The sequence below is a fragment of the Sphingobium sp. S6 genome (assembly GCF_905120495.1).
GTDB classification, from domain to species: Bacteria; Pseudomonadota; Alphaproteobacteria; order Sphingomonadales; family Sphingomonadaceae; genus Sphingobium; species Sphingobium agri.
Map to the genome: position 1 here is coordinate 120,643 of NZ_CAJHOG010000004.1, position 21,380 is coordinate 142,022.

Sequence of the window (21,380 nt, forward strand, 5' to 3'; positions counted from 1 at the left end):
GCATCATACCCCCATCGCAGTATGAAGGGGGCATGAAAGCGAAGGCTGGACCCCCTGCTCCAAAGCGCTGGAGCCGCATCCTTTTGGCAGGACCAGGAGCGATCTGCGTCACCGTCATCGTGATGGCGGGCATGACCTTGTGGTTGCCCGGAGGACGGGCGGGAATCGACAATCTGGTCTTGCCGCTCGTGCTCGCGCCATTGATCTGGGCTGTGCTTTTCTTTCACGCATGCCTTGATCGCAGCGTCGGCCGTGTCGCGCTCATTGCGCTGGTGCTGCTGCTGACACATGGCGGGCTGCTCGCGCATAAATGGGCCAATTGGCCATCCACAGCCAAGGAGGGTGGCAGATGATCCATCTCCCGAAAAATGAAACGAAGCTGATGGTGGCCGTTCATGGCTGGTCGGGAATATTGCTCGGCCTTGTCCTCTATGCCGTGGTCCTGACTGGCACGGCTGCCGTGTTCGCGGAGGAAATTGGCATTTGGTCTTCGGGCCATATGTCCAGTACATCAGCGTTCGAGCGCCCGGTCGGGCAGAATGTCCAGGCACTGGGAAGCCAGACCCCAACCAAATATCATGAAGGCGTCGATCTCTTCGAGGTTGGCGACCATGATCTTGGCGCCTTCTTCCACCGGCATGAGATTGACCCGGACGGTGAACTGGTAAGCAGGGGCATCTTCTACAGGGTCAACAGCAATGGCCAAGTCATCGATCGTCAAGCCGGCACCAGCGAGGAAGTATTTGGTCCACGCAACGACGACGCGCTCAGCCATTTTCTTGTCGACACACATGTCCGTCTACATTTGCCCAATCCTTGGGGCCTGCTGCTGACCGGCATACTCGGACTGGCGATGCTGGTGGCGGCGGTGTCCGGCCTGATGATACACCGGCACCTGTTCAAGGACATATTCACCCTGCGGCGGAAGGCAAATCCGGTGCTTTTCAATCGCGACCGGCACAGTGTCGCAGGCACATGGAGCTTGCCCTTCGCCTTCATCCTCGCTTTCACGGGAAGCTTTTTCTCCTTCTTTGGCACGGTAGGCGTTCCGATCGTCGCCATGGCCGCGTTTGGCGGCGACGTTCAGGCTCTTAACAGCAGCGTATTCGGAAATCCGGGGCAAGCGGACCCCCGCCCGGCCCCCACCAGCGGCATTGATAGGATCACGCGCGACGCCATCCAGCGGACCGGCGAAATCCCGACCTTCGTGACGATAGAGAATTTCGGCCGCGCAGATGCCAAGGTCACGACTTTTCACCCGCCGGAGAAAGGCGGCGTCCTGCCCATCAGCCTGCTCTATGACGGTGCGGACGGCCGTTTCGAACAGGTGAAGCCGCTGATTGGGACAAAGCCGTCAGCCGGGGGCGCCCTGGCAGGGATCATGTCGCCACTGCACTTTGGCAATTTTGCTGGCATATTGTCGAAAGCGGTCTGGTTCGGGCTTGGTTTTGCGATGTGCTATGTGACCTTGACCGGTCTGCGCCTTTGGGTCGTTCGCCGCGCAAACGAGACGAGGTCATTGGGCTGGCTTGATCGGATGGTTACAATCGTCGGTCTCGGCCTGCCCTTTGCACTGCTTTGTACCGCTGTCGCATTCCTGTGCGCCACCTCGTCCGGAAGCGCCCTTTTCTGGACACCGGCAGGTTTCCTGATGGCGTCCGCTCTGGTGATCATAGGCGGAGCATTCATCAGGGACCGGATAAAGCTCAGTATCCTTCTTGAATGCGGCATGGGCATATTGATGCTCATCCTGCCTTCCCTCCGCCTGTTCATGGGCGGTCCGGGATGGGTCATCGCCATGAAAGCAGGTCAGCCCATTATAGCCGCGGTCGATATCGCACTTCTGATCGCAGGCGTCTGGATGCTTGCCCGCCATTTCCCGCGGCGCGCCCCGCGTTCAGGCGAACTTACACTTCAGGCGGCCGAATGATGATCTGGCTTGTGCTCGCCGCAACGGCATTTTCCGTTGGCCTGCTGACCATGCTGGGCCTTGGTGATCCCAAGCGGAGGCGGGCTGCGGGATTGCACGGTGGCCATGGTCAGCCAATGCGCCATCTCTATGTAGTTGGCGCTATCGTGCCCGGAGTGATCATCGCCTACACAGGCGATGCCGCAATGTGGTTGATCTGGTTCGGCGGTTGTGCCGTCGCGGGATGGATCGTGGCGCTTTGGCTCGCCCAGTCGGGTGCCGCGCGGTAATCGCGGCAGCTGATGCCTTCGATCGTTGGGACGGCTTACGCTGCTAAGGCCTTCGAGGGGTGACGACACGCAGCCGCCGGTATCGGGCTTCCACCAAACTGAACAACCCAAATAGCGCGAGTCCGGCGGCAACGATCAGCAGCAGGATTGGACCCTGATCCTGTTCGCGCAATTGCCTGAGCGCCGCGCCTAGTCCGCCAGCCTCATCAGGATTGCGATGAAGCACGACGTTGATCAGGAACCATCCGATCATAGCAAAGACCAATGCCCGCGCAGCATATCCGATCCGGCCGAGCCAGCGCACTTGCACCGGGGCTGGTACGTCGCCTGCCAAGTCATCGAAGCTGGCCTTGTAGGCCTTGAGCGCCTGAGCGGCCGCTGTCGCGAAGAATGCTATCGCCACCAGAGCCAGCAAAACCGGCCCGGCGGGCTGTTCGAGCAGCCACGCGGACCAGCTTTGCGCTGCCTGGTCGCCGGGGCTTCCGCTCGCAGGCGCGGCCTGTCGCATGGCAAGCTTTGCAGCTGCGGCAGCCAGCCCGACATGGATGATCCCGCTCACGGCGTAGCCCGCTCGCTCAAACCGGCCTTTCATGTTCTCGCCCCTATGTTCGGGGTCCAAGGCAGCCTCTGTAAGCCGCCAGAAGGCATAGCCAGCAAAGCCCAGGGCGCAAAGAACAAGGAGAAGTCGTCCCATCGGCGCTTCCGCGATCGTGCCCATCACGCCCTGATTGTCACTAGGACGACCTCCATTGAGCGCAGCGTCCATGGCGAACACGCCGATCAACAGATACACTATACCGCGCGCGGCAAAGCCAAGCCGCGCCAACATGGTCAGCCAGCCAGCGGGATCTTCTCTCATCATTTTCATCAGCATCTCCTTCCGCCGCAACGCAGGGGAGCCGCCGAAGTTGCTGCGCTCATGACATCGATCATGCAACCGGATGCTCGAACATACGTTGCGCTAAAGCAACGGGTCAGGAGATGCCGATGAAATACCTTGCCTTTCTGATCGCCGTGGCGGGAGGAGCTTCGGTGGTGCAGGCTCAACTTCCAGCGGCAACGCCGGTTCTTACACCGGATGAAACGCTACTCGTCGTAAGCGGCGAAGGGCAGAGCCGGCAGGTGCCCGATCTTGCCGTCTTTTCGGCAGGCGTGGTCACGCAGGGAAAGACTGGAGGCGAGGCTCTGGCGGCCAATGCCACGCGCATGGATGAGGTGATCAAAGCGCTCAAACGTGCGGGTATCGGAGACAGGGATATTCAAACCTCGGCGCTCTCGCTTCAGCCGCAATATTCCAATCCTGAACAGGAAGCGCAGCTGAGGGCGCGAATGGCGCGGGAACCCTATGTCGCGCCCGTTCAGCCAGAGGCTCCGCGCATAATCGGCTATGAAGCGCGCAACAATGTTCAGGTGCGTGTGCGCAAACTGGGCGAGATGGGGCGCATCATCGACACGCTGGTATCGGCAGGCGCCAACCAGGTGGATGGTCCTTCCTTCACGCTGGACGATCCAAAGGCCGCATTGGACGAAGCACGGGTCGCCGCTGTCAAGGATGCTCGCGCTCGCGGCGAGCTGTACGCCCGCGCGGCAGGCCTCAGGATTTCGCGAACCATCTCCATCAGCGAGGGCGGCGGCTACTATCCGGTTCAACCCATCATGGTGACGGGTCGCATGGCAGGAGCGCCCCCTCCCCCGCCTCCACCCAGTCCTGTAGCGCCTGGCGAATTGACTTTGGGTGCGACGGTCTCGGTCCAGTTCGCCTTAACCAGATGAAGTTTGAGCCACGCTGCGCGCTCGCGGCGTGGCTCAATTCAGTTCATGCAGATATCAGGCGCTGACCTGTACTTCGCTTATTAGGGTCAGCACCTGCTCGGCATGTTCCTTCCGGCAGATCAGCAGGTCGGGCAAATACACATCTTCCTGATTATAGATCAGCGGACTGCCATCGATGCGCGAGCAGTGCAGGCCGTGCGCCTGCGCCACCGCGACCGGGGCCATGCTGTCCCATTCATATTGGCCGCCGGAATGGAGGTAGATGTCCGCCTGACCCAGGATCACGGCCATCGCCTTCGCGCCTGCCGAACCCATCGGCACCAGTTCCGCGTCGAGCCGTTCGGCGACCGCCACCGCTTCCTTGGCGGGGCGGGTGCGCGACACGACCATGCGCAGCTTTTCGGGCGCGGGCGGCAGCGGGCGCGGCTGATCGGACCGCAACACGGTGCCGCCACCGGTGCCGGTGAGGTCGAGGCCCGGCAGCGCGACCGCGCCCAGCACGGCTTCGCCATCGACAGCCATGCCGACATGAACCGCCCAGTCGGACCGCTCTTCGCCATATTCGCGGGTGCCATCGACCGGATCGACGATCCAGACGCGGCTCTTGGCGAGCCGTTCGGGATTGTCCTTCTCCTCCTCCGACAGGAGGCCGTCTTCGGGACGGACTTCCCGCAGGGCGTGGACCAGGAACTGGTTGGCGGTCTGATCGCCCGCCTTGCCCAGCGCCTTGGGGCTGAACAGCCCCGAAGCCCGCACGTTGATCAGAATCCGGCCCGCGACCTCGGCGAGGTGCGCGGCAAGATCGCCATCGCTCATCGCCTCGCTCATGGGATCAGCCTCGCGATGATGAGGTCGGCCGCCTCGTCCGCCGTCAGGGACGTGGTGTCGATGCGGATTTCCGGATCCTCTGGCGGCTCATAGGGGCTGTCGATGCCGGTGAAGTTCTTGAGTTCACCCGACCGCGCCTTCTTGTAGAGGCCCTTGACGTCGCGCGCCTCTGCTTCCGCCAGTGGCGTGTCGATATGCACTTCGACGAACTCGCCCGGCTGCATCATCTGGCGCACCATTTCGCGCTCCGAACGGAAGGGTGAGATGAAGGCGGTGATGACGATCAGACCCGCGTCGGTCATGAGCTTTGCAACCTCGCCAACGCGGCGGATATTTTCCACGCGGTCGGCATCGGTGAAGCCAAGGTCCTTGTTGAGGCCATGGCGGACATTGTCCCCGTCGAGCAAGAAGGTGTGGCGGTTCATCCGCGCCAGCTTCTTTTCGACAAGGTTGGCGATGGTCGATTTGCCAGCGCCCGACAGACCCGTGAACCACAGCACGGCAGGCTTCTGGTTCTTGAGGCCCGCATGGAATTCGCGGGTGACGTCGGTCGCCTGCCAGTGGACATTCTGCGCCCGCCGCAGCGAGAAGTGCAGCATGCCGGCAGCCACGGTGGCGTTGGTGATCTTGTCGATCAGGATGAAGCCGCCGAGCGTCCGATTCTGCTCATAAGGCTCGAACACGATCTGCTTGTCGGTCGACAGGTTCGCGACACCGATGGCGTTCAGGTCCAGCGTCTTGGCCGCCAGATGCTCCATCGTGTTGACGTTAACCTGATATTTGGGCTGCTGCACCGTCGCGGTGACGGTCTGCGTCCCCACCTTCAGCCAGTAGGGACGGCCCGGCAGCATTTCCTCGTCCGCCATCCAGACGATGGTCGCTTCGAACTGGTCGGCGGCCTGTGGCGGATTGTCGGCGAGTGCGATGACGTCGCCGCGCGAGCAGTCGATTTCATCGGCGAAGCAGATGGTCACGGACTGGCCCGCCACTGCTTCCTCAAGATCGCCATCCAGCGTGACGATGCGGGTGACGGTGCTGGTCTTCCCCGAGGGCAGCACGCGCACGGCGTCGCCCGGCTTCACCGTGCCGGTCGCGATCAGGCCGGAAAAGCCGCGGAAGTCGAGGTTCGGGCGGTTCACCCATTGCACCGGCATGCGGAATGGCTTTTCCGCATCGGTCGCGCTGTTGACCTCAACGGTCTCCAGATGCGTGATGAGCGACGGACCTTTGTACCAGGGCGTGTTTTCCGAGGGGCCAGTGATATTGTCGCCCTTGAAGCCCGAAATCGGCATGGGCACGAAATGCTGGATGCCGATCGACCGCGCGAACTCGGTATAATCCTTGACGATGCCGTCGAAGACCGCCTGGTCATAATCGACCAGATCCATCTTGTTCACCGCCAGCACGATATTCCGGATGCCGATAAGGTGCGCCAGATAGCTGTGACGCTTGGTCTGCGTCAGCACGCCCTTGCGCGCGTCGATCAGGATGACGGCGAGGTCCGCGGTCGATGCGCCCGTCACCATGTTGCGCGTATATTGTTCGTGGCCGGGGGTGTCGGCGACGATGAACTTGCGCTTTTCGGTCGCGAAGAAGCGATAGGCGACGTCGATCGTGATGCCCTGTTCACGCTCGGCGGCGAGGCCGTCGACCAGAAGGGCGAAGTCGATCTCCTGACCCTGCGTGCCCACACGCTTGCTGTCCGCCTCCAGCGCCGCCAGCTGATCTTCGAAGATCATCTTGCTGTCGTAGAGCAGGCGGCCGATCAGCGTGGACTTGCCATCGTCCACCGACCCGCAGGTGATGAAACGCAGCATCGTCTTGTGCTCATGCACCTTCAGATATTCGTCGATATCCTCGGCAATGAGGGCGTCGGTCTTGTAAATGGGTTCGTCGAGAGTGTCGGTCATGTCATCTGTCCCGTCATCCCAGTGCAAGCTGGGATCTCGTTGATCTGGTTAAGAGGGTTCACGCGGAGCCGCAGAGACGCAGAGAGGCCGCGCACGCGGCGAAGCCGCATTGTCGGACAAGTCGCAGCATCAGGCCGCACCATGGTCAAAAGGAGAAAGCCTGCGGCTTGATGCAGCCCCTCCGCGTCTTCGCGTCTCCGCGTGAGCAAAGATGGGCGCACCGCCGCCATCAGAAGTAGCCTTCCTGCTTCTTCTTCTCCATGCCCGCGCCGCCCGCGTCCTTGTCGATGGCGCGGCCCTGGCGTTCGGATGTGGTGGTCAGCAGCGTTTCCTGAATGACTTCCGGCAGCGTCTGCGCGTTGCTCTCCACCGCGCCGGTCAGCGGATAGCAGCCGAGCGTCCGGAAGCGGATCGAGCGCATCACCGGCTCTTCGCCCGGCTTCAGCGGGAAGCGCTCGTCGTCCACCATCAGCAGCATGCCGTCACGCTCGACCGTGGGCCGTTCCTGCGCGAAGTAAAGCGGCACGATCGGCACATTGTTGAGGTGGATATACTGCCAGATATCCAGTTCGGTCCAGTTGCTGATCGGGAAGACGCGGATGCTCTCGCCCTTGTTCTTCTTGGCATTGTAGAGGTTCCACAACTCCGGGCGCTGGTTCTTTGGGTCCCAGCCATGGGAAGCAGTGCGGAAGGAGAAGATGCGCTCCTTCGCGCGGCTCTTTTCCTCGTCGCGGCGGGCGCCGCCGAAAGCTGCGTCGAAGCCATAGAGGTCGAGCGCCTGCTTCAGACCTTCGGTCTTCCACATGTCGGTGTGCAGCGGGCCGTGGTCGAACGGGTTGATCCCCCGCTCTTTCGCCTCAGGATTTTGATAGACCAGCAGTTCCATGCCGCTCTCCCGCGCCATGCGGTCGCGCAGGTCGTACATCGCCTTGAACTTCCAGGTCGTATCGACGTGGAGCAAGGGAAATGGCGGCGGCGAAGGATAAAATGCCTTGCGGGCGAGATGCAGCATCACGGCGCTGTCCTTGCCCACGGAATATAGCATGACCGGCTTTTCAGCCTCAGCCACAACCTCTCTCAAAATATGAATGCTCTCCGCTTCCAGGCGCGCCAGGTGGGTGAGCGTGTTATTGTCTGTCATCGTCTTTTCCAGCCTTTCGCCGATCCAGATGACAGAAGGTGCGAATCATCAAACCTCCCAAATGGGAGAGCTTCATTTTCTCTCGCGAAAGTCAGGCCCGGCGCGCTTTTGGCCCCAGGGATTGCAGATCCGCCTCGTAGCCCGAAATGATACGTTCCAATGTAATCCGGTAATCACCGAGGATCGCTGGCAGCGGATCCCATTCATTCTCGTCTTCAGCGATCAGTTGAGCGAGTCCTTCTCTCCGCATCATGCTGATCGCAGCGCCAATCACGACCTGGTTGACTTCGATATATGCGTCGACTGCCAAATTCGCAGGAAGGCCTCTGTTTTCCAGCATCATGAGCACCCTTGCTGAATAGTCGAACGAATGCTGCTCAGGTTCTTTGGCCATCAGGTTAGTGATGAGTTGAGGCAGAGATTGAAACAGCCGATAGGTAATCGTGGCATGCTCACGCAATATTTCTTGCCAGCTCTGCCCTTCATCCTTAATCAGTGCCTGCCCGACAAGGCGCTGCGCCACGAGTTCAAGCAGATGCTCGCGGCCACGGACATAGCCATATAATGTTGCGACGCCGGTATTCAGCTTTTCAGCGACCAGACTCATTTCCAGCTTGGCGATGCCGACTTCGCAAGCGGCATCGACAATCGCTTCCAGCGTCAGTCTTCGGGGACGCCCTACCGTCCGTTTCGACTGCCTAGGCATGCCGCTCTCCAACTCCATTTCAGAGCGATTCTAACGCTCCTGCCGATATTGACAACGCTTCCCGTCGGCCCAGACCGAACCGGTTGATCTAAGGATAGATTATATCGATGGCTTCATCCCGCCGGTCTGGCGTGTCCGCACGCCATCGCACAGAACCGGTCGGCCGTTCAAGCCGCCGCCGCACCCGACCTTCATTACTGCCCTCATGAAATATGTTGACCGCGTCTTCCACCTGCCGGTCGCTAATGGTCATGCGGTCGCGCTGGCGCAGATAGTCGCCCCAAGTCGGACAGTGATAATGTTCCGTCCAAAGCGCAGGATCGGCGATGTCGCGCGCCACTGACCAGCCAAAGGCACCGCTACGCAGGCGAGCACTGCGCAGCTTCTGCACGGCCGCGTAGAAATCGCGAGCCTTGTCAATATCGACCCTGTAATCGATCTCCACGATGATCGGCCCACTTCGCGGCGTCAGCGCCAACCCGACCTGAGGTTGATGGGTGAGGATGCTTTCTTCCAGGCCGTCAGGCAGCGATGGGGCAAGTGGAATGATGAGGCCCAGCAGCGCGCTCAACATCATCGCCGCTCCCGACAACATCATCGCTTCGCCAGTGCCGAATGCACTGGCGACCGATCCCCAAATCCACGCCCCCAGCGCGAGCCCGCCCGTCAATGCCGAGCCGTAGCAGGCAAGCGCGCGCGCCGTGACCCAGCGAGGTGCAGACATTTGAACCGCGACGTTGAACTGCGCGACCAGGATCATCCAGGCTGCTCCGGCGATCATCAATGCAGTGCAGGTGAGAAGCGTATTGCCGCTGACTCCCGCGAGGAGGATCATGGCGCCGAGCAGCAGGGACAGAGACCGGGCAGCCTTTTCCGGCCGCAATCTTTGACGGACAAAATCAAGTCCGGCAGCCCCCAACACAGCGCCTACGCCATAGGCGCCCAGCAGCAGTCCATAGGTGCTCGCCGTGCCCTGCAGCAGGTCCTTTGCGATGAGCGGCGTCAGAGCCGACACGGATGCCCCGGCAAGCCCTACGACATGGGTGCGGATGAGCACCACGCGGATGGATGGTGCGTGAAGTGCGTAGCGGACGCCCGATATGATCGCCCGGTCGATCCGCTCCGGCGGCAAGCGCGAAGGCTTATGCTCTCGCTGCCAAAGCAGGAAGGCGATGATCAAGGGGAGGTAGAAGACGGCATTGGCCGCGAAGGCGGCCATCGCTCCAAAGGCAGCCACGATGATGCCGCCGATCGCCGGACCGAAGCTGCGGGCAACATTGTAGCTGATCGTTCCCAGGGCAATGGCTGCAGGAAGATGTTCGCCGCTCACCTGCTCGCCGATCGATGCCTGCCATGCAGGCCCGAACAGAGCGACCCCTGCCCCGATCAGAAAACAGAAGAGCAGCAATGTCCAAGGAGAGAGCAACCCGGCGCCCGCAAGCAGCGTCAGTCCCACGGCCATCAAGGACGCGAATATGAGCCCGGCCAGCGCCACCTTGCGCCGGTCGAACATATCCGCGATCGCCCCAGCGGGGAGCGCCACCAGCATCAGGGGCAGCATGAGGGCGGTCTGCACCAGCGCCACCATCTGTGGCGATGCACTGAGCCGCGTCATCAGCCAGGCAGCACCGACGCCTTGGATCAACTGGCCGAAATTCGAAAAGAGGCTGGCGATCCAGATGGTGCGATAGGTCCGCTGCCGCAGTGGTTCCAGCAGGGTGAAGCGCCCTGCCGGGGTTGGCACTGTATCAGCCATGGTTCCGGCCTTGTCGCTCATCCCTATTCCCGTTTCCTGTGCTGAACCCGGTTCGCATGGCTGCTTGAACGAAATCGCGCTGACCGTCCTGGACTTTTCTAGCGCGGCGCGCGTCCTGCATCTTCGCTATCAGGTCCGGCGGAACTTGGGTGGGCGTTTTTCGAAGAAAGCGGCGAAGGCTTCCTGAGCTTCTTCCGACTCCAGCATCTGCTCGAAAAGCCGCGCTTCCTCGTCGATGCGATCAAGCAACAGCGCCTGATCACCCTTCAACAGACGCCGAGTGGCGGCCAAGGCCAAAGGCGGCTTTTGCATGAGAGCGGATGCCTTTGCGCGAGCATGCTCGACCAGTTCGCTGCCGTTTATGACAGCCGTTACCAAGCCCGCGCGATCTGCCGTTTCGGCGTCCATCGGTTCGCCCAACAACAACATCGCCGCCGCCTTCGCATAGCCCAGGGTGGCAGGCGCGAGCAGGCTTGAGCCTGCTTCCGGCACGATGCCGAGATTGACGAAAGGCATGATGAAACGAGCGTCGGGCGCTGCATAGACAAGGTCGCAGTGGAACAGCATCGTCGTGCCCACGCCCACCGCCAGTCCCTGGACGGCGGCGACCAGCGGCTTGTCGAAGCTTGCGATCGCGCGGATGAAGGCGAATGCCGCGGCGCCGCCCTGCGGGCCTTGCGTGAAGTCTTTAAGGTCATTGCCCGCGCAGAAGGCGTCTCCCTTTCCCGCGATCAGGACCGCGCCGATATCCTTCCGCGCCGACGCATCGGCAAGGGCGGCTGTCATGCTGTTGTACATGGCCGCGGTCAGCGCATTCTTCTTGTCCGGGCGATCGATATGGATTTCCAGGACGCCGTCCCGTTCGATGATACCGATCTCGTCGCTCATGTCAGTCTCCATTTCCAGACTGTCCACTAATCGGCGAATTGGCCCGGCGTCTATTCTTTTCCCGCCAGACTGCCTACAGCCGCAGGGATGAGCCGTCTTCGGGAAATTGCCGACCCATTCCTCATGCTGCTGATTGCGATGGTGGCGCTTGCCTCCTTCATGCCCGCGCGGGGAGAGGGCGCGCATGTCGTCGGGATATTTGCGGACGCGGGTATCGTACTCCTGTTCTTCCTGCACGGCGCGAAGCTGTCACGTGACGCGATCTGGAACGGCGCGAAGGCGTGGAAGCTGCATCTGGCGACGCTGGGAACGACATTTGCGCTGTTCCCGCTGATCGGGCTGGCGACGCAGCAGGTGGAGGCGATCCCAGTTCAGATGCGGGCGGGATTGCTGTTCCTGACGCTGCTGCCATCGACGGTGCAGTCGTCGATCGCTTTCACGGCGATTGCCCGCGGGAATGTCGCGGCGGCGGTGGTGAGTGCGTCCTTTTCCAACCTTTTGGGCATCGTGCTGACGCCGTTGCTGGTGGCGCTGTTGATGCAGAAGGCGGCGGGAGGCGCAGGCAGTCTGATCTCCCTGTCGGCGATCGAGGGGATCGTGCTGCAATTGCTCCTGCCCTTCCTGCTCGGTCATCTGGCGCGGCCGTGGATTGGCGGCTTCGTGTCGCGGCACAAGGCTATGCTGGGACGGGTGGATCGGGGATCGATCCTGCTGATCGTCTACTCCGCATTCAGCGCGGCCGTGGTCGAGGGACTGTGGCACAAGGTTTCGCGTGGTGAATTGATGCTGATGGCGCTGTTGTCGATCGCTATTCTGGCAGTGGTGCTGCTGTTTACCTGGGGACTGGGAAAACTGCTGGGACTGTCGCGGGAAGATGCGGTGGTGTTGCAGTTTTGCGGGTCGAAGAAGAGTCTGGCGACGGGGGTGCCAATTGCGGGGGTTCTTTTTCCGGCAAGTGCGGTGGGACCGATATTATTGCCGGTCATGCTGTTCCATCAGATTCAGTTGATGGTTTGCGCGGGATTGGCGCGGCGGTATGGAAGTCGTGAAGGAAGTAGTGAATTAAAAGAGTTTTGAGGAGAACCCTCCCCCCGCCAACCGAGTTGTTGTACATATGTATAAATATGACGCGGTCATTATCGGGGGTGGGCATAACGGGCTGGTCTGCGCATTCTACCTGGCGCGGGCGGGGTACAAGGTGCGGATACTGGAGCGGCGCGGCATAATCGGCGGCGCTGCGGTGACGGAAGAGTTCCACCCCGGCTTCCGCAATTCCGTCGCGAGCTACACCGTCAGCTTGCTGCATCCCAAGGTGATCAAGGACATGGCGCTCGCCGATCACGGCTATCGCGTGATCGAGCGGCCGATCGCCAATTTCCTGCCGCTGCCCGACGGACGCTATCTGAAAGTGGGCGGCGGGCTGGAAAGGACGCAAGGAGAGTTCGCCAAGTTCAGCAAGAAGGATGCGGCCGCCCTTCCCCATTACCAGGCAACGCTGGAGAGGATCGCGGACGTGCTGCGCGGGCTGATGCTGGAGACGCCGCCCAATGCGGGCGACGGGCTGCCGATGCTGATCGCGGCCCTGTCGCAGGGCAAGCGGGTGGCGGCACTGCCGCTGGAGGCACGGCGCGACCTGCTGGACCTGTTCCTGAAATCCGCCCGCGCGTTCCTGGATGGCTGGTTCGAAAGCGATCCGGTCAAGGCGGTCTTCGCCTTCGACGCCGTGGTCGGCAACTACGCGTCCCCCGACACGCCCGGCAGTGCCTATGTCCTGCTGCACCATGTCATGGGACAGGTGAACGGCAAGAAGGGTGCGTGGGGCCATAGCGTCGGCGGCATGGGCGCGATCACGCAGGCGATGGCGCGGGTCGTAAGAGCGATGGGCGTCGAGATCAGCCTGGAAGCGCCGGTCGAGCATGTGCTGGTGGACGGCGGGCGCGCCGTGGGCGTGCGCCTGGAAAGCGGCGAAGAGGTCATGGGCACGGCGGTGATCGCCAATGTCGGACCCAGGCTGTTGTACGAACAGATGATGGACCCCGCCGACCTGCCGCAAGACTTCCGCAAGCGCATGCGGAACTTCAAAGTGGGATCGGGCAGTTTCCGCATGAATGTCGCCCTGTCGGCACTGCCGGATTTTTCCTGCCTGCCGGGCAAGGGCGAACATCTGGAAGCCGGGATCATCATCGCGCCGGACATGAACTATATGGACCGCGCCTTTTCGGACGCGAAGACAGAAGGATGGTCTCGCGCGCCGATCGTCGAAATGCTGATCCCGTCGATCATCGACGACAGCCTTGCCCCGCCGGGATGTCATGTCGCAAGCCTGTTCTGCCAGCAATTTGCGCCGCAATTGCCGGATGGACGAAGCTGGGACGGTGCTGGGCAAGCAGCGGCGGACGATGTCATCGCGACGGTCGATGCTTATGCGCCGGGCTTTGCCGCATCGGTGATCGCGCGGGACATATTGTCGCCGCTCGACCTTGAGCGGAAGTTCGGCATGGTCGGCGGCGACATCATGCACGGCGCCATGACGCTGGACCAGTTGTGGGCGGCAAGGCCCGTGCTGGGCCAGGGCGCATATCGCGGACCTGTTGAGGGCCTTTACATGTGCGGCGCGGGCACGCATCCGGGCGGAGGCGTGAGCGGCGCGCCGGGACATAATGCGGCGCGCGCGGTGCTGAAGGACAAGGCGCTGGGTGGCCGGCTGTGGCAGCGGCGGAGCGTTTGACCCGGCTTGAGGCGATCAGGAGTCGTCCGGGACGCCCGGGAATCACCATGGCGGAGAGAGGATCGGAAGGTCCGAACAGGCCAGGAGCGCTCTTTAACCCCCGGATTAGGTCGAATCCGGCATGAAAATGTCGGTTAATCGGCAAAAACCCCTCTAGTTGCGGGCGATAAGACAGGTTAAGACCCGTCGTCCACGAAAGGGAGACGATCGATGAACAATACCGAACTCGCCGAAGCAGTTGCAGCCGAGCATGGCCTGACCAAGGCCGACGCCCGCAAATATGTGGACGGCGTGTTTGCCGCTATCGCTGGCGCTGCTGCCAAGGGTGACGAAGTTTCGCTGAGCGGCTTTGGGAAGTTCAAGGTCAAGGACCAGCCGGCGCGTGAAGGCCGCAATCCTTCGACTGGCGCGACCATCCAGATCGCAGCGTCGAAGAAGCTGACCTTCACCCCCGCCAAGGCGGTCAAGGATCAGCTGAACGGCTAAAAGGCCAGGCATTCGTCCGAGTAGGACGAGTGCCGATATGTTACGATTGCATGACGTGCAATCGAACTGCCGATCTAAACAATTGTCAGGAGGGGGCCGCGGCGGCAAATGCCGCCCTGCCTTTCAGGCATCCTCTCCTAAAAACTCATTAGGCCGGTCCTTCGGGATCGGCCCTTTTTTTTTGCCGTCTTGGGGAAAAGCGGGATCATTGTCCCGCCAATAGGGTTTAGCCGCGATAAACCGAACGACACCGCGTCACGCGTCCGCTGTTCGATCCTGGGGGACGCTCGCCCAAGTTATTGCAGGCCGTAAACCATTCCGCGCAGCCGGAAATCAGAGGCGCTTCCGGTGCAGCAATGCATAGGATGATTACAGGCCCAATTCTAAGCTGAAGCATGTTCAATCACTATGCTTGCTTGCCGCGTCAACAATTCGGCGGGCCAAGATGAGCAGTCTAGTGAGGCGGCCATGGGCGCAAAACATCTGAATCGTCCATCATAGGGACAGATATCGTGAGACTAAAAGAGCAAAGCTTATTTACATTTGAATTGAAAGCGCGCAGAAGGTCGCCCCAGTTATTCGGTGTGGAGAAGCGTACCAATGTCTGAAGAATCGCAGCCCGACATCACGACGCTCACAGTTCAGCTTTTGAGTGCGTTTGTCTCCAACAATTCGGTTACGAGCGAAGGGCTGGCCGAGCTTATCCGTACGACGCGGATCGCCTTGACTGAAGATCCGGCGGCGGATGCTAACGAAGCGCAGGCGGCGACTTACACGCCTGCGGTTTCCGTCCGCAAAAGCCTGTCTTCGCCTGATCACATCCTGAGCATGATCGATGGCAAGCCTTACAAGACGCTGAAGCGTCATCTGGCGACGCATGGCCTGTCGCCCGATGAATATCGCGAGCGCTATAACCTGCCCAAATCCTACCCGCTGGTCGCGCCGAGCTATTCCGAAGCCCGCCGCGCGGTTGCCACGCGTCTGGGCCTTGGCCGCAAGCCTGCCGCCGCCAACGGTGGAGAGAAGGCCGCAGCGCCCAAGCAGGCAGACGCCGCAAAGGCCGCTCCCAAGGCTGCAGCCGCAGACGCTGGCGACAAGGCTCCCGCGCGCAAGGCGGCCAAGCCTGCCAAGCCCGCAAAGGCAGCGGCAAAGCCTGCCGCCAAGGCTTCGCCCGCTAAGGCGGCCGACGCCGCCGGTGGCGCAGAGCCCAAGGCCGCCAAGGCGCCGCGCAAGGCACGTGCCAAGGCAGCTCCGGCTCCGGCCGAAACCAACAGCTGAGATAGCGTCGTTCAAATCTTCCAGCCGGTGCCTTTAAGGTGCTGGCGGGAGGTTGAAAGAAATGGATATGAGGCGCGGTGCTGATGAGCATCGCGCCTTTTTTCTTGGCGATCGATGGGGGTGGGTCAGCGTTGTTCGAATTTGGGTAGCGACGGGCTCGGCCGGTGCGGCGAGGAACTGGAATCAGAGCGTTTGCACATGTCCCTTCTCTCCTCTGGGGAGAAGGATATGGAGCCTTGGCGGCGGAGCCGCTTAGGTGGAGTTGGATGAGGGGGAAGGAGCCGCATATCCTCTCTCTTCCACGCCGCCTTTTTCGCCCCCTCCCCCCTCTCCAAGTTCGCCTAGCTGCTGGCGCAGCAAGGCATCCTATCCTCTCCCCTGAAGGGGAGAGGAGAAGTGAGGTGCTCTGCCGTCATTCATGTTGTTCGTATAATTGAACATCATGATAAATATCGAGCAGCGCAATTTATTGCTGAAGGAATTTAAGCCTTTGGCTGAACTCAACCAGTTCAGGTGATTTGTCCGCGACGATCGTGATGCCGACAATTATTCTCTTGGTTTGAAGACTTATCATCGCAGCCAATGCCGCAGTCCTGATCTGCTTTTCCCGGACTCAACTCTGCGTAGCGGTAACGTGCGCCGTGATATGGCCGACGCGATGGATCAGTTCGGCGGGATCGGTCAACTGGAGCCGACCCGCGCGCAGGACGACTTCACCGCGGCGCCGTAATTGCTGAAGCGTGCGGTTGACGTGGACCGGGGTAAGGCCGAGCGTGTCGGCAAGGGCGCTTTGCGTCAGGGGCCATGCGAAGCCGCCATCGCTAACAAGACCGCACAGCGTCAGCCGGTCACGCAGTTCCAGCATGAGATCGACTACCCGCTCTTCCGCGCTGAAGCGTCCCAGGCGCGTAATCTGTGCGAGCAGATAGGCTTCATCGAGCGCGTGGCTGACATGATAGGCTTCTTCGAGCGACGGGGAACCGGGGGACGGCGCCGCGCAAACGGTCAGCGGGCTCAGCGCCACGATGGTCGATACCGACAAGGGGCGGCTGTGGCGGCAATTGCCGATGAGGTCTCCGGGCAGCAGGAGGCTCATGATCTGCCGCCGCCCATCGGTGAGGAAGCGGACGCGAGCGGCCCAGCCGCTAAGGATCAGCAGCGGATTGGCGATCGGCGCACCTTCGGCGAGCAGTTCGCGCGCAGGCCTGAGCGCGCGGCTGCGCAGGGCGGCATCGGCAAGGGCAGTTCGTGCGGACGGATCGAGTGGAGCCAGCGCGGCCAGCCTGCGGATCGCCGGATGCGCCGGGTCGGCAAGGCGGGAGAAGGCGGTCATGTCTGATCGGCCGGACTGAGGGCCGTCAATTCATTGATCAACTGCGCCATTGCAAACGGCTTCCCGAGCCGGGGCACCTCCCGATAGGCGGGCGGGAGAGCCCATTCGTCATAGCCGGTCAGAAAGGCGAAGGGCACCGAACGATCGCGCAGCCTGTTTGCCAGCGGATAGCTGTGTTCGCCGTCCAGATTGACGTCCAGGAGGGCAAGGTCGATATCTTCCTCGGCCAGCATTTGCGCGGCCTCCAGCGTGCCCGCCGGGCCGACGACGATCGCTCCTGCTTCGGTAAGCGCCCGCTTGAGATCGGTAGCGATCAGATATTCATCCTCGATGATGAGGATGCGCTTGCCAGTGAGACCTTCGGTCATCGGCCGTCCTCCTCTTCCAGGATGGGGAAGCCGCTGTCATCGTCATGGATGTCGAGCGGCATGGTGATGCGGCAGCAAATGCCGCCGCCTGAAAATTGCGGACTGGTGGTGGCACCGAGCCGGCGGGGCAAAGCTTCCTCGATCAATTCCCGTCCGAACCCTTCTAGCGCTGGTCTGACCGGAACTGCCGGTATTCCCCGTTCCCGCCATCTAAGGTCGAGAATGGGATCGGCACTATCATCCATGTTAACAAGCCAAGGAATATCGCGCCTTGGCGAAGAGTCAGCGCCCCAGATGCGCGGCAAGGGGCTGGGCAGGCCGCTTTCCGCCTGCAACGGATGAGCGCACCTTTCGGAAATGCCGGTCCGCATGCCGCTGACCTCCAATAACGCCCGCCGCCTTTCCTCCCCGAACGAGAAACACGGATAGTGCCTTAAGCTATGCGTGAGCAGAAGGGAAACAATGGGGAAGAGGATTGGCTCCCGCCCGTCGCGGCATAATCGACGGGTTAACCTAAAGCAGGGCCAGACAGGGCAGGCTGACACGTGGAGACGCGGGGGACTTGTATCGCCGGGAGGCCGCGCTATGTTACTTCAATCAATGAAGTGACTCGATCGGCGGTGGCTTGGCCTGGGTTGCAGGAGCGGTGGAATGAAGACCAAATCCTTTTCGGGGATGCGCTGTTCGATTGCCGGGGCGCTGGAGTTGATCGGGGACAGGTGGGCGTTGCTGGTGATCCGCGACCTGTCGCTGGGCCTTGCGCGCTATGACGATCTGCGGGCGAGCACGGGCATTCCCGCCGCGACGCTGGCGGCGCGGCTCAAGCATCTCGCCGCATCGGGCATCGTCGAGCGCGTGCGATATCAGGATCATCCGCCGCGCGATGAGTATCGCCTGACGCCCAAGGGCCGCGACCTGTGGAAGGTCAGTGTGGCGCTGCGCGAATGGGGCGACCGGTGGGACGCGAGCGGATTTGGCGAGCCCGCGATCGAGATGGTCGACCGGCAGAGCGGACACCCCCTCACCCTGGCGCTGATCGACGCGGAAACGAGCGAGGTGGTGCCGCTCCAACGGGCGCGGCTGCGGCCCGGCCCCGGCGCGGACGAGGCCATCCGCCGGCTCTTCGATACAAAAGGAGACGACTGATGCCCGTGACGATCGAATTTTTCTACGATTTCCGCAGTCCCTATTCCTATCTGGCCTTCACGCAGCTGCGGCAGCTGGGCGCGGAGATCGATTTCAAGCCGATGAAGGTTCTGGCCCTCATGGAAAAGGTCGGCAATGTGCCGACCACCCTCACCTGCGAGGCAAAGGGCGCCTATGCGCGCATCGACCTTGGCCGCTGGGCGCAGCGCTATGCCGTCGCGATCAACCCGTCGGACATGAAGGCCAATGACGGGGCGGCGATGGCCCGCGCCGTGATCGCAGCCGCGCCGGAACAGCGGGATGCGGTGACATTGGCCCTGTATCGCGCGATTTGGAGCGAGGGGCGTACGCTGGGCAACAGCGCGGCGGTGCTGGCCGAACTTTCCGACGCGGGCATCGACACGGCCAAGATCGCAGAGCGGATCGATGCGGCCGAGACGGCGGCGCAGCTCGACCGCTTCACCGAAGAGGCGGCGGCGCGCGGCGTGTTCGGATCGCCAACCATGATCGTGGGCGATGCCATGTTCTTCGGCAATGACCGCATCGAATTCCTGCGCGAGGAAATTGCGCGTCTGGAGGGCCGCCATGACTGATCCTGCAAAGCCGCTCGCGCTGGTGACGGGGGTCGGGCCGGGAACGGGAACCGCCACGGTTCGCCGCTTCGTGGACGGGGGGTATCGCGTGGCGATGCTCGCCCGCGACGCGGCCCGGCTGGAGGCGCTGGCGAACGAGATTCCCGATACGATCGCGGTGCCGTGCGATGTGACCGATCAGCAAGCGCTGGCGCGGGCGATCGAGCGGGTGGGGCCGCCCAAGGTAGTGGTGCACAATGCGGTCGGGGGCGCGTTCGGCACCTTCGAACAGGTCGAGGCGGAAACACTCGCCCGCAATTTCGAGATCAACGCGCTGGCGCTGTTCCATCTCGCCCGGCTGACGGCGCCTGCGATGGTCGACGCTGGCGAAGGCGTGATCCTGGTCACCGGCAATGGATCTTCGCAACGCGGCAAGGCGGCCTTTGCAGGCTTTGCCCCGACCAAGGCGGCCCAGCGTATCCTGGCAGAATCGCTGGCGCGTGATCTGGGTCCCAAGGGCGTTCATGTCGCCTACCTCGTCATCGACGCGGCGATCGACGTGCCGTGGCAGCGCGAGCTGCAACCCGACAAGCCGGACGACTTCTTCATCTCGCCGACATCGATCGCGGCCGAATTGTTCCACCTGGCCCACCAGCCGCGAGACGCATGGTCGTTCCTGGCCGAGGTGCGGCCTTTCCACGAGCCATGGTGAAAAGGACGGCGCCGATGAGCGAGGCCAGCGAAGCACTGCCGGATGGGCTGGCGCAAATCCGGGCGATGATCGCGAACGGCCAGCAGGCACCGATCGGCGAGACGCTGAACTTTCACCTGGTAGAGGTGGACCGGGGCCTTGCCGTTTTCGAGGGCACGCCCGACCGCAGCGTCTATAACCCGCTTGGCACGGTGCATGGCGGCTATTTTGCGACCCTGCTGGACAGCGCATGCGGCGTCGCGCTTCATACCATGCTGGATGCAGGGCGCGGCTACACGACGCTGGAGCTGAAGATATCCTATCTGCGTGGGCTGAACGTCGACAGCGGCACGGTGCGCGCGACCGGGCGCGTCCTTTCTTCCGGACGGCGCGTCGCTTTCACCGAGGCGAGCCTGCACGATGGTTCGGGGCGGCTGTGCGCCACAGCGACGTCGACGCTGCTGATCTTCGACGCAGAAGCAGGGGCACGCGGCACGCTGGACGCCCGGTCGCCATCGGGAGGCAGCCGATGAAGGCCTATGCCATCGATCATTATGGCGCGCTGCTGAAGCGTCATGACCTGCCCGAACCGGTGGCAGGCCCGGGCGAGGTCGTCGTCAACATCATGGCGAGCAGCGTAAATCCGCTTGACGAGAAACTTCGCAAAGGCGCGTTCAAGGCGATCCTGCATTACAAGATGCCGCTGGTCCTGGGCCATGACCTCGCAGGAATAGTCGTTGCCGTTGGCGAAGGGGTGCGAGATTGGCGGGTCGGCGATCATGTGTTCGCCTGCGTCGGCGGCGACCGTATCGGCACCTTCGCGGAACGTATAGCGGTCGCTACGGGCGATCTCGCCCCGATGCCGGTTGGCCTCGATCCGGCTGCTGCGGCATCATTTCCCCTGGTAGCGCTGGCTGCATGGCAGGTGCTGGTCGAGCGGGCGAAGGTACAAGCGGGGCAGCGGGTGCTGATCCACGCAGGATCAGGCGGCGTCGGCACGGTCGCCATTCAGCTTGCCAGGCATTTGGGCGCACATGTCGCGACCACGGTCGGCACGTCCAATATCGCGCTGGCCCGCGATCTCGGCGCAGACGAGGTGATCGATTATCAAAACCAGGCGTTCGAAGAACTGCTGAGCGGCTATGACATGGTGTTGGACACGCTGGGTGGCGAGGTGACGGCAAAGTCGCTGAATGTGCTTAGACCCGGCGGCCAGCTGATCTCGATCGCCGGGCCACCCGATCCGGCCTTTGCGCGCATGGTCGGGGCGGGCTGGATCGTCCGTCAACTCATCCGGTTAGGCAGCGCGTCCATCCGCCGCAAGGCGCGGGCACGCGACATCGACTACAGCTTTCTTTTCATGCATCCCGACGGGAGCCAACTGGCGCGGATCGGCAAGCTGATCGAGGCAGGCATATTGCGCCCCGTGATCGACCAGGGCTTCTCGTTCGACGAGACGCCGGCAGCCTTGGAGCGCTCAGCATCCGGCCGGGCCAGGGGCAAGGTTGTCATCCGGCGAATGATGTAGCGATAACCCAAGGCCGGGAGAGCACGACGAAGAGCGGCGGAGATTTTTG

Annotated in this window: 23 protein-coding genes; 13 read left to right on the top strand and 10 right to left on the bottom strand. The window is 62.1% G+C overall.

The window, feature by feature from the left end; translation table 11 throughout:
• Positions 1 to 32: 32 nt before the first annotated feature.
• Genes SPHS8_RS13875 through SPHS8_RS13885 form a run of 3 tightly spaced genes read left to right on the top strand, consistent with a single transcriptional unit; the run spans position 33 to position 2,199 of the window.
• Positions 33 to 353: a hypothetical protein gene (locus tag SPHS8_RS13875; protein ID WP_201516026.1), complete on the top strand. Its 321-nt coding sequence runs from the start codon at positions 33 to 35 to the stop codon at positions 351 to 353.
• Positions 350 to 1,930, top strand: a complete 1,581-nt coding sequence (locus SPHS8_RS13880) for a PepSY-associated TM helix domain-containing protein (RefSeq protein ID WP_201516027.1) — start codon at positions 350 to 352, stop codon at positions 1,928 to 1,930. The genes SPHS8_RS13875 and SPHS8_RS13880 overlap by 4 nt, the downstream gene beginning before the upstream one ends.
• The gene (locus SPHS8_RS13885) at positions 1,927 to 2,199 is read left to right on the top strand and encodes a hypothetical protein (protein ID WP_201516028.1); all 273 of its coding nucleotides are present in this window, start codon (positions 1,927 to 1,929) and stop codon (positions 2,197 to 2,199) included. Before SPHS8_RS13880 ends, SPHS8_RS13885 begins: the two co-directional genes overlap by 4 nt.
• A gap of 43 nt (positions 2,200 to 2,242) precedes the next feature.
• On the opposite strand, the gene SPHS8_RS13890 is transcribed toward SPHS8_RS13885, so the two are convergent.
• Positions 2,243 to 3,067 carry a DUF1206 domain-containing protein gene (locus SPHS8_RS13890; RefSeq protein ID WP_201516029.1) on the bottom strand — a complete coding sequence of 275 codons (825 nt, stop codon included), beginning with the start codon at positions 3,065 to 3,067 and terminating at the stop codon, positions 2,243 to 2,245.
• A gap of 119 nt (positions 3,068 to 3,186) precedes the next feature.
• Between SPHS8_RS13890 and SPHS8_RS13895 the strand changes: the two genes are divergently transcribed.
• Positions 3,187 to 3,972 carry an SIMPL domain-containing protein gene (locus SPHS8_RS13895; protein ID WP_201516030.1) on the top strand — a complete coding sequence of 262 codons (786 nt, stop codon included), beginning with the start codon at positions 3,187 to 3,189 and terminating at the stop codon, positions 3,970 to 3,972.
• A gap of 54 nt (positions 3,973 to 4,026) precedes the next feature.
• Here SPHS8_RS13895 and SPHS8_RS13900 read toward each other — a convergent pair whose 3' ends face one another.
• From SPHS8_RS13900 to SPHS8_RS13925, 6 genes are all read right to left on the bottom strand, one after another.
• Positions 4,027 to 4,800 carry a 3'(2'),5'-bisphosphate nucleotidase CysQ gene (locus SPHS8_RS13900; RefSeq protein WP_201516031.1) on the bottom strand — a complete coding sequence of 258 codons (774 nt, stop codon included), beginning with the start codon at positions 4,798 to 4,800 and terminating at the stop codon, positions 4,027 to 4,029.
• Positions 4,797 to 6,710 (bottom strand): sulfate adenylyltransferase subunit CysN, encoded by a 1,914-nt coding sequence (cysN, locus tag SPHS8_RS13905; protein WP_201516032.1) that lies wholly within the window; start codon positions 6,708 to 6,710, stop codon positions 4,797 to 4,799. The genes SPHS8_RS13900 and cysN overlap by 4 nt, the downstream gene beginning before the upstream one ends.
• Positions 6,711 to 6,939: 229 nt before the next feature.
• Positions 6,940 to 7,851 carry a sulfate adenylyltransferase subunit CysD gene (gene cysD, locus SPHS8_RS13910; protein ID WP_097093575.1) on the bottom strand — a complete coding sequence of 304 codons (912 nt, stop codon included), beginning with the start codon at positions 7,849 to 7,851 and terminating at the stop codon, positions 6,940 to 6,942.
• 91 nt (positions 7,852 to 7,942) lie between these two features.
• Positions 7,943 to 8,575: a TetR/AcrR family transcriptional regulator C-terminal domain-containing protein gene (locus tag SPHS8_RS13915; RefSeq protein ID WP_236575160.1), complete on the bottom strand. Its 633-nt coding sequence runs from the start codon at positions 8,573 to 8,575 to the stop codon at positions 7,943 to 7,945.
• Positions 8,576 to 8,645: 70 nt separating this feature from the next.
• A complete protein-coding gene (locus tag SPHS8_RS13920; RefSeq protein WP_097093674.1) occupies positions 8,646 to 10,313 on the bottom strand; it encodes an MFS transporter in 1,668 nt (555 codons plus the stop codon).
• Between the two features lie 129 nt (positions 10,314 to 10,442).
• Positions 10,443 to 11,201 (bottom strand): enoyl-CoA hydratase, encoded by a 759-nt coding sequence (locus SPHS8_RS13925; protein ID WP_097093675.1) that lies wholly within the window; start codon positions 11,199 to 11,201, stop codon positions 10,443 to 10,445.
• An 87-nt stretch (positions 11,202 to 11,288) separates the two neighbouring features.
• On the opposite strand from SPHS8_RS13925, the gene SPHS8_RS13930 reads away from it, so the two are divergent.
• The 4 genes from SPHS8_RS13930 to SPHS8_RS13945 all read left to right on the top strand — a co-directional run bounded on the left by SPHS8_RS13930 (position 11,289) and on the right by SPHS8_RS13945 (position 15,693).
• Positions 11,289 to 12,278 (top strand): bile acid:sodium symporter family protein, encoded by a 990-nt coding sequence (locus tag SPHS8_RS13930; protein WP_097093577.1) that lies wholly within the window; start codon positions 11,289 to 11,291, stop codon positions 12,276 to 12,278.
• A gap of 37 nt (positions 12,279 to 12,315) precedes the next feature.
• On the top strand, positions 12,316 to 13,929 hold the full coding sequence (locus SPHS8_RS13935; protein ID WP_201516034.1) for a phytoene desaturase family protein: 1,614 nt from the start codon (positions 12,316 to 12,318) through the stop codon (positions 13,927 to 13,929).
• 210 nt (positions 13,930 to 14,139) lie between these two features.
• The gene (locus tag SPHS8_RS13940; protein ID WP_097093579.1) at positions 14,140 to 14,415 is read left to right on the top strand and encodes an HU family DNA-binding protein; all 276 of its coding nucleotides are present in this window, start codon (positions 14,140 to 14,142) and stop codon (positions 14,413 to 14,415) included.
• A gap of 600 nt (positions 14,416 to 15,015) precedes the next feature.
• Complete coding sequence (locus tag SPHS8_RS13945; RefSeq protein WP_201516035.1) at positions 15,016 to 15,693, top strand: MucR family transcriptional regulator; 678 nt, start codon at positions 15,016 to 15,018, stop codon at positions 15,691 to 15,693.
• 613 nt (positions 15,694 to 16,306) lie between these two features.
• Here the strand turns inward: SPHS8_RS13945 and SPHS8_RS13950 are convergent.
• Genes SPHS8_RS13950 through SPHS8_RS13960 form a run of 3 tightly spaced genes read right to left on the bottom strand, consistent with a single transcriptional unit; the run spans position 16,307 to position 17,639 of the window.
• Positions 16,307 to 17,026, bottom strand: coding sequence for a Crp/Fnr family transcriptional regulator (locus tag SPHS8_RS13950; protein WP_201516036.1), 720 nt, complete (start codon positions 17,024 to 17,026; stop codon positions 16,307 to 16,309).
• Complete coding sequence (locus tag SPHS8_RS13955) at positions 17,023 to 17,394, bottom strand: response regulator (protein ID WP_201516037.1); 372 nt, start codon at positions 17,392 to 17,394, stop codon at positions 17,023 to 17,025. The genes SPHS8_RS13950 and SPHS8_RS13955 overlap by 4 nt, the downstream gene beginning before the upstream one ends.
• On the bottom strand, positions 17,391 to 17,639 hold the full coding sequence (locus tag SPHS8_RS13960; RefSeq protein ID WP_201516038.1) for a hypothetical protein: 249 nt from the start codon (positions 17,637 to 17,639) through the stop codon (positions 17,391 to 17,393). Before SPHS8_RS13960 ends, SPHS8_RS13955 begins: the two co-directional genes overlap by 4 nt.
• Positions 17,640 to 18,045: 406 nt before the next feature.
• Here SPHS8_RS13960 and SPHS8_RS13965 point away from each other — a divergent pair, with 406 nt between their 5' ends.
• Genes SPHS8_RS13965 through SPHS8_RS13985 form a run of 5 tightly spaced genes read left to right on the top strand, consistent with a single transcriptional unit; the run spans position 18,046 to position 21,331 of the window.
• The gene (locus tag SPHS8_RS13965) at positions 18,046 to 18,540 is read left to right on the top strand and encodes a winged helix-turn-helix transcriptional regulator (protein ID WP_201516039.1); all 495 of its coding nucleotides are present in this window, start codon (positions 18,046 to 18,048) and stop codon (positions 18,538 to 18,540) included.
• Entirely contained in the window at positions 18,540 to 19,133 is a 594-nt protein-coding gene (locus tag SPHS8_RS13970; protein WP_201516040.1) for a 2-hydroxychromene-2-carboxylate isomerase, read from the top strand. The genes SPHS8_RS13965 and SPHS8_RS13970 overlap by 1 nt, the downstream gene beginning before the upstream one ends.
• Positions 19,126 to 19,824, top strand: a complete 699-nt coding sequence (locus SPHS8_RS13975) for an SDR family NAD(P)-dependent oxidoreductase (RefSeq protein WP_201516041.1) — start codon at positions 19,126 to 19,128, stop codon at positions 19,822 to 19,824. The genes SPHS8_RS13970 and SPHS8_RS13975 overlap by 8 nt, the downstream gene beginning before the upstream one ends.
• A 14-nt stretch (positions 19,825 to 19,838) precedes the next feature.
• Entirely contained in the window at positions 19,839 to 20,336 is a 498-nt protein-coding gene (locus SPHS8_RS13980) for a PaaI family thioesterase (protein WP_201516042.1), read from the top strand.
• Entirely contained in the window at positions 20,333 to 21,331 is a 999-nt protein-coding gene (locus tag SPHS8_RS13985) for an NADP-dependent oxidoreductase (RefSeq protein WP_201516043.1), read from the top strand. Before SPHS8_RS13980 ends, SPHS8_RS13985 begins: the two co-directional genes overlap by 4 nt.
• The last annotated feature ends 49 nt before the right edge of the window (positions 21,332 to 21,380 follow it).

What these genes read in the sequence shown, in the direction of transcription:
- SPHS8_RS13885 (WP_201516028.1), top strand. Translation starts at nt 1,927, where the DNA reads ATGATGATCTGGCTTGTGCTCGCCGCAACGGCATTTTCCGTTGGCCTG.
- SPHS8_RS13960 (WP_201516038.1), bottom strand. Translation starts at nt 17,639, where the DNA reads ATGGATGATAGTGCCGATCCCATTCTCGACCTTAGATGGCGGGAACGG.
- SPHS8_RS13965 (WP_201516039.1), top strand. Translation starts at nt 18,046, where the DNA reads ATGAAGACCAAATCCTTTTCGGGGATGCGCTGTTCGATTGCCGGGGCG.
- cysD (WP_097093575.1), bottom strand. Translation starts at nt 7,851, where the DNA reads ATGACAGACAATAACACGCTCACCCACCTGGCGCGCCTGGAAGCGGAG.
- SPHS8_RS13970 (WP_201516040.1), top strand. Translation starts at nt 18,540, where the DNA reads ATGCCCGTGACGATCGAATTTTTCTACGATTTCCGCAGTCCCTATTCC.
- SPHS8_RS13920 (WP_097093674.1), bottom strand. Translation starts at nt 10,313, where the DNA reads ATGGCTGATACAGTGCCAACCCCGGCAGGGCGCTTCACCCTGCTGGAA.
- SPHS8_RS13975 (WP_201516041.1), top strand. Translation starts at nt 19,126, where the DNA reads ATGACTGATCCTGCAAAGCCGCTCGCGCTGGTGACGGGGGTCGGGCCG.
- SPHS8_RS13875 (WP_201516026.1), top strand. Translation starts at nt 33, where the DNA reads ATGAAAGCGAAGGCTGGACCCCCTGCTCCAAAGCGCTGGAGCCGCATC.
- SPHS8_RS13880 (WP_201516027.1), top strand. Translation starts at nt 350, where the DNA reads ATGATCCATCTCCCGAAAAATGAAACGAAGCTGATGGTGGCCGTTCAT.
- SPHS8_RS13935 (WP_201516034.1), top strand. Translation starts at nt 12,316, where the DNA reads ATGTATAAATATGACGCGGTCATTATCGGGGGTGGGCATAACGGGCTG.
- SPHS8_RS13940 (WP_097093579.1), top strand. Translation starts at nt 14,140, where the DNA reads ATGAACAATACCGAACTCGCCGAAGCAGTTGCAGCCGAGCATGGCCTG.
- SPHS8_RS13890 (WP_201516029.1), bottom strand. Translation starts at nt 3,067, where the DNA reads ATGAAAATGATGAGAGAAGATCCCGCTGGCTGGCTGACCATGTTGGCG.
- SPHS8_RS13985 (WP_201516043.1), top strand. Translation starts at nt 20,333, where the DNA reads ATGAAGGCCTATGCCATCGATCATTATGGCGCGCTGCTGAAGCGTCAT.
- SPHS8_RS13950 (WP_201516036.1), bottom strand. Translation starts at nt 17,026, where the DNA reads ATGACCGCCTTCTCCCGCCTTGCCGACCCGGCGCATCCGGCGATCCGC.
- SPHS8_RS13980 (WP_201516042.1), top strand. Translation starts at nt 19,839, where the DNA reads ATGAGCGAGGCCAGCGAAGCACTGCCGGATGGGCTGGCGCAAATCCGG.
- SPHS8_RS13945 (WP_201516035.1), top strand. Translation starts at nt 15,016, where the DNA reads ATGTCTGAAGAATCGCAGCCCGACATCACGACGCTCACAGTTCAGCTT.
- SPHS8_RS13930 (WP_097093577.1), top strand. Translation starts at nt 11,289, where the DNA reads ATGAGCCGTCTTCGGGAAATTGCCGACCCATTCCTCATGCTGCTGATT.
- SPHS8_RS13955 (WP_201516037.1), bottom strand. Translation starts at nt 17,394, where the DNA reads ATGACCGAAGGTCTCACTGGCAAGCGCATCCTCATCATCGAGGATGAA.
- cysN (WP_201516032.1), bottom strand. Translation starts at nt 6,710, where the DNA reads ATGACCGACACTCTCGACGAACCCATTTACAAGACCGACGCCCTCATT.
- SPHS8_RS13900 (WP_201516031.1), bottom strand. Translation starts at nt 4,800, where the DNA reads ATGAGCGAGGCGATGAGCGATGGCGATCTTGCCGCGCACCTCGCCGAG.
- SPHS8_RS13895 (WP_201516030.1), top strand. Translation starts at nt 3,187, where the DNA reads ATGAAATACCTTGCCTTTCTGATCGCCGTGGCGGGAGGAGCTTCGGTG.
- SPHS8_RS13925 (WP_097093675.1), bottom strand. Translation starts at nt 11,201, where the DNA reads ATGAGCGACGAGATCGGTATCATCGAACGGGACGGCGTCCTGGAAATC.
- SPHS8_RS13915 (WP_236575160.1), bottom strand. Translation starts at nt 8,575, where the DNA reads ATGGAGTTGGAGAGCGGCATGCCTAGGCAGTCGAAACGGACGGTAGGG.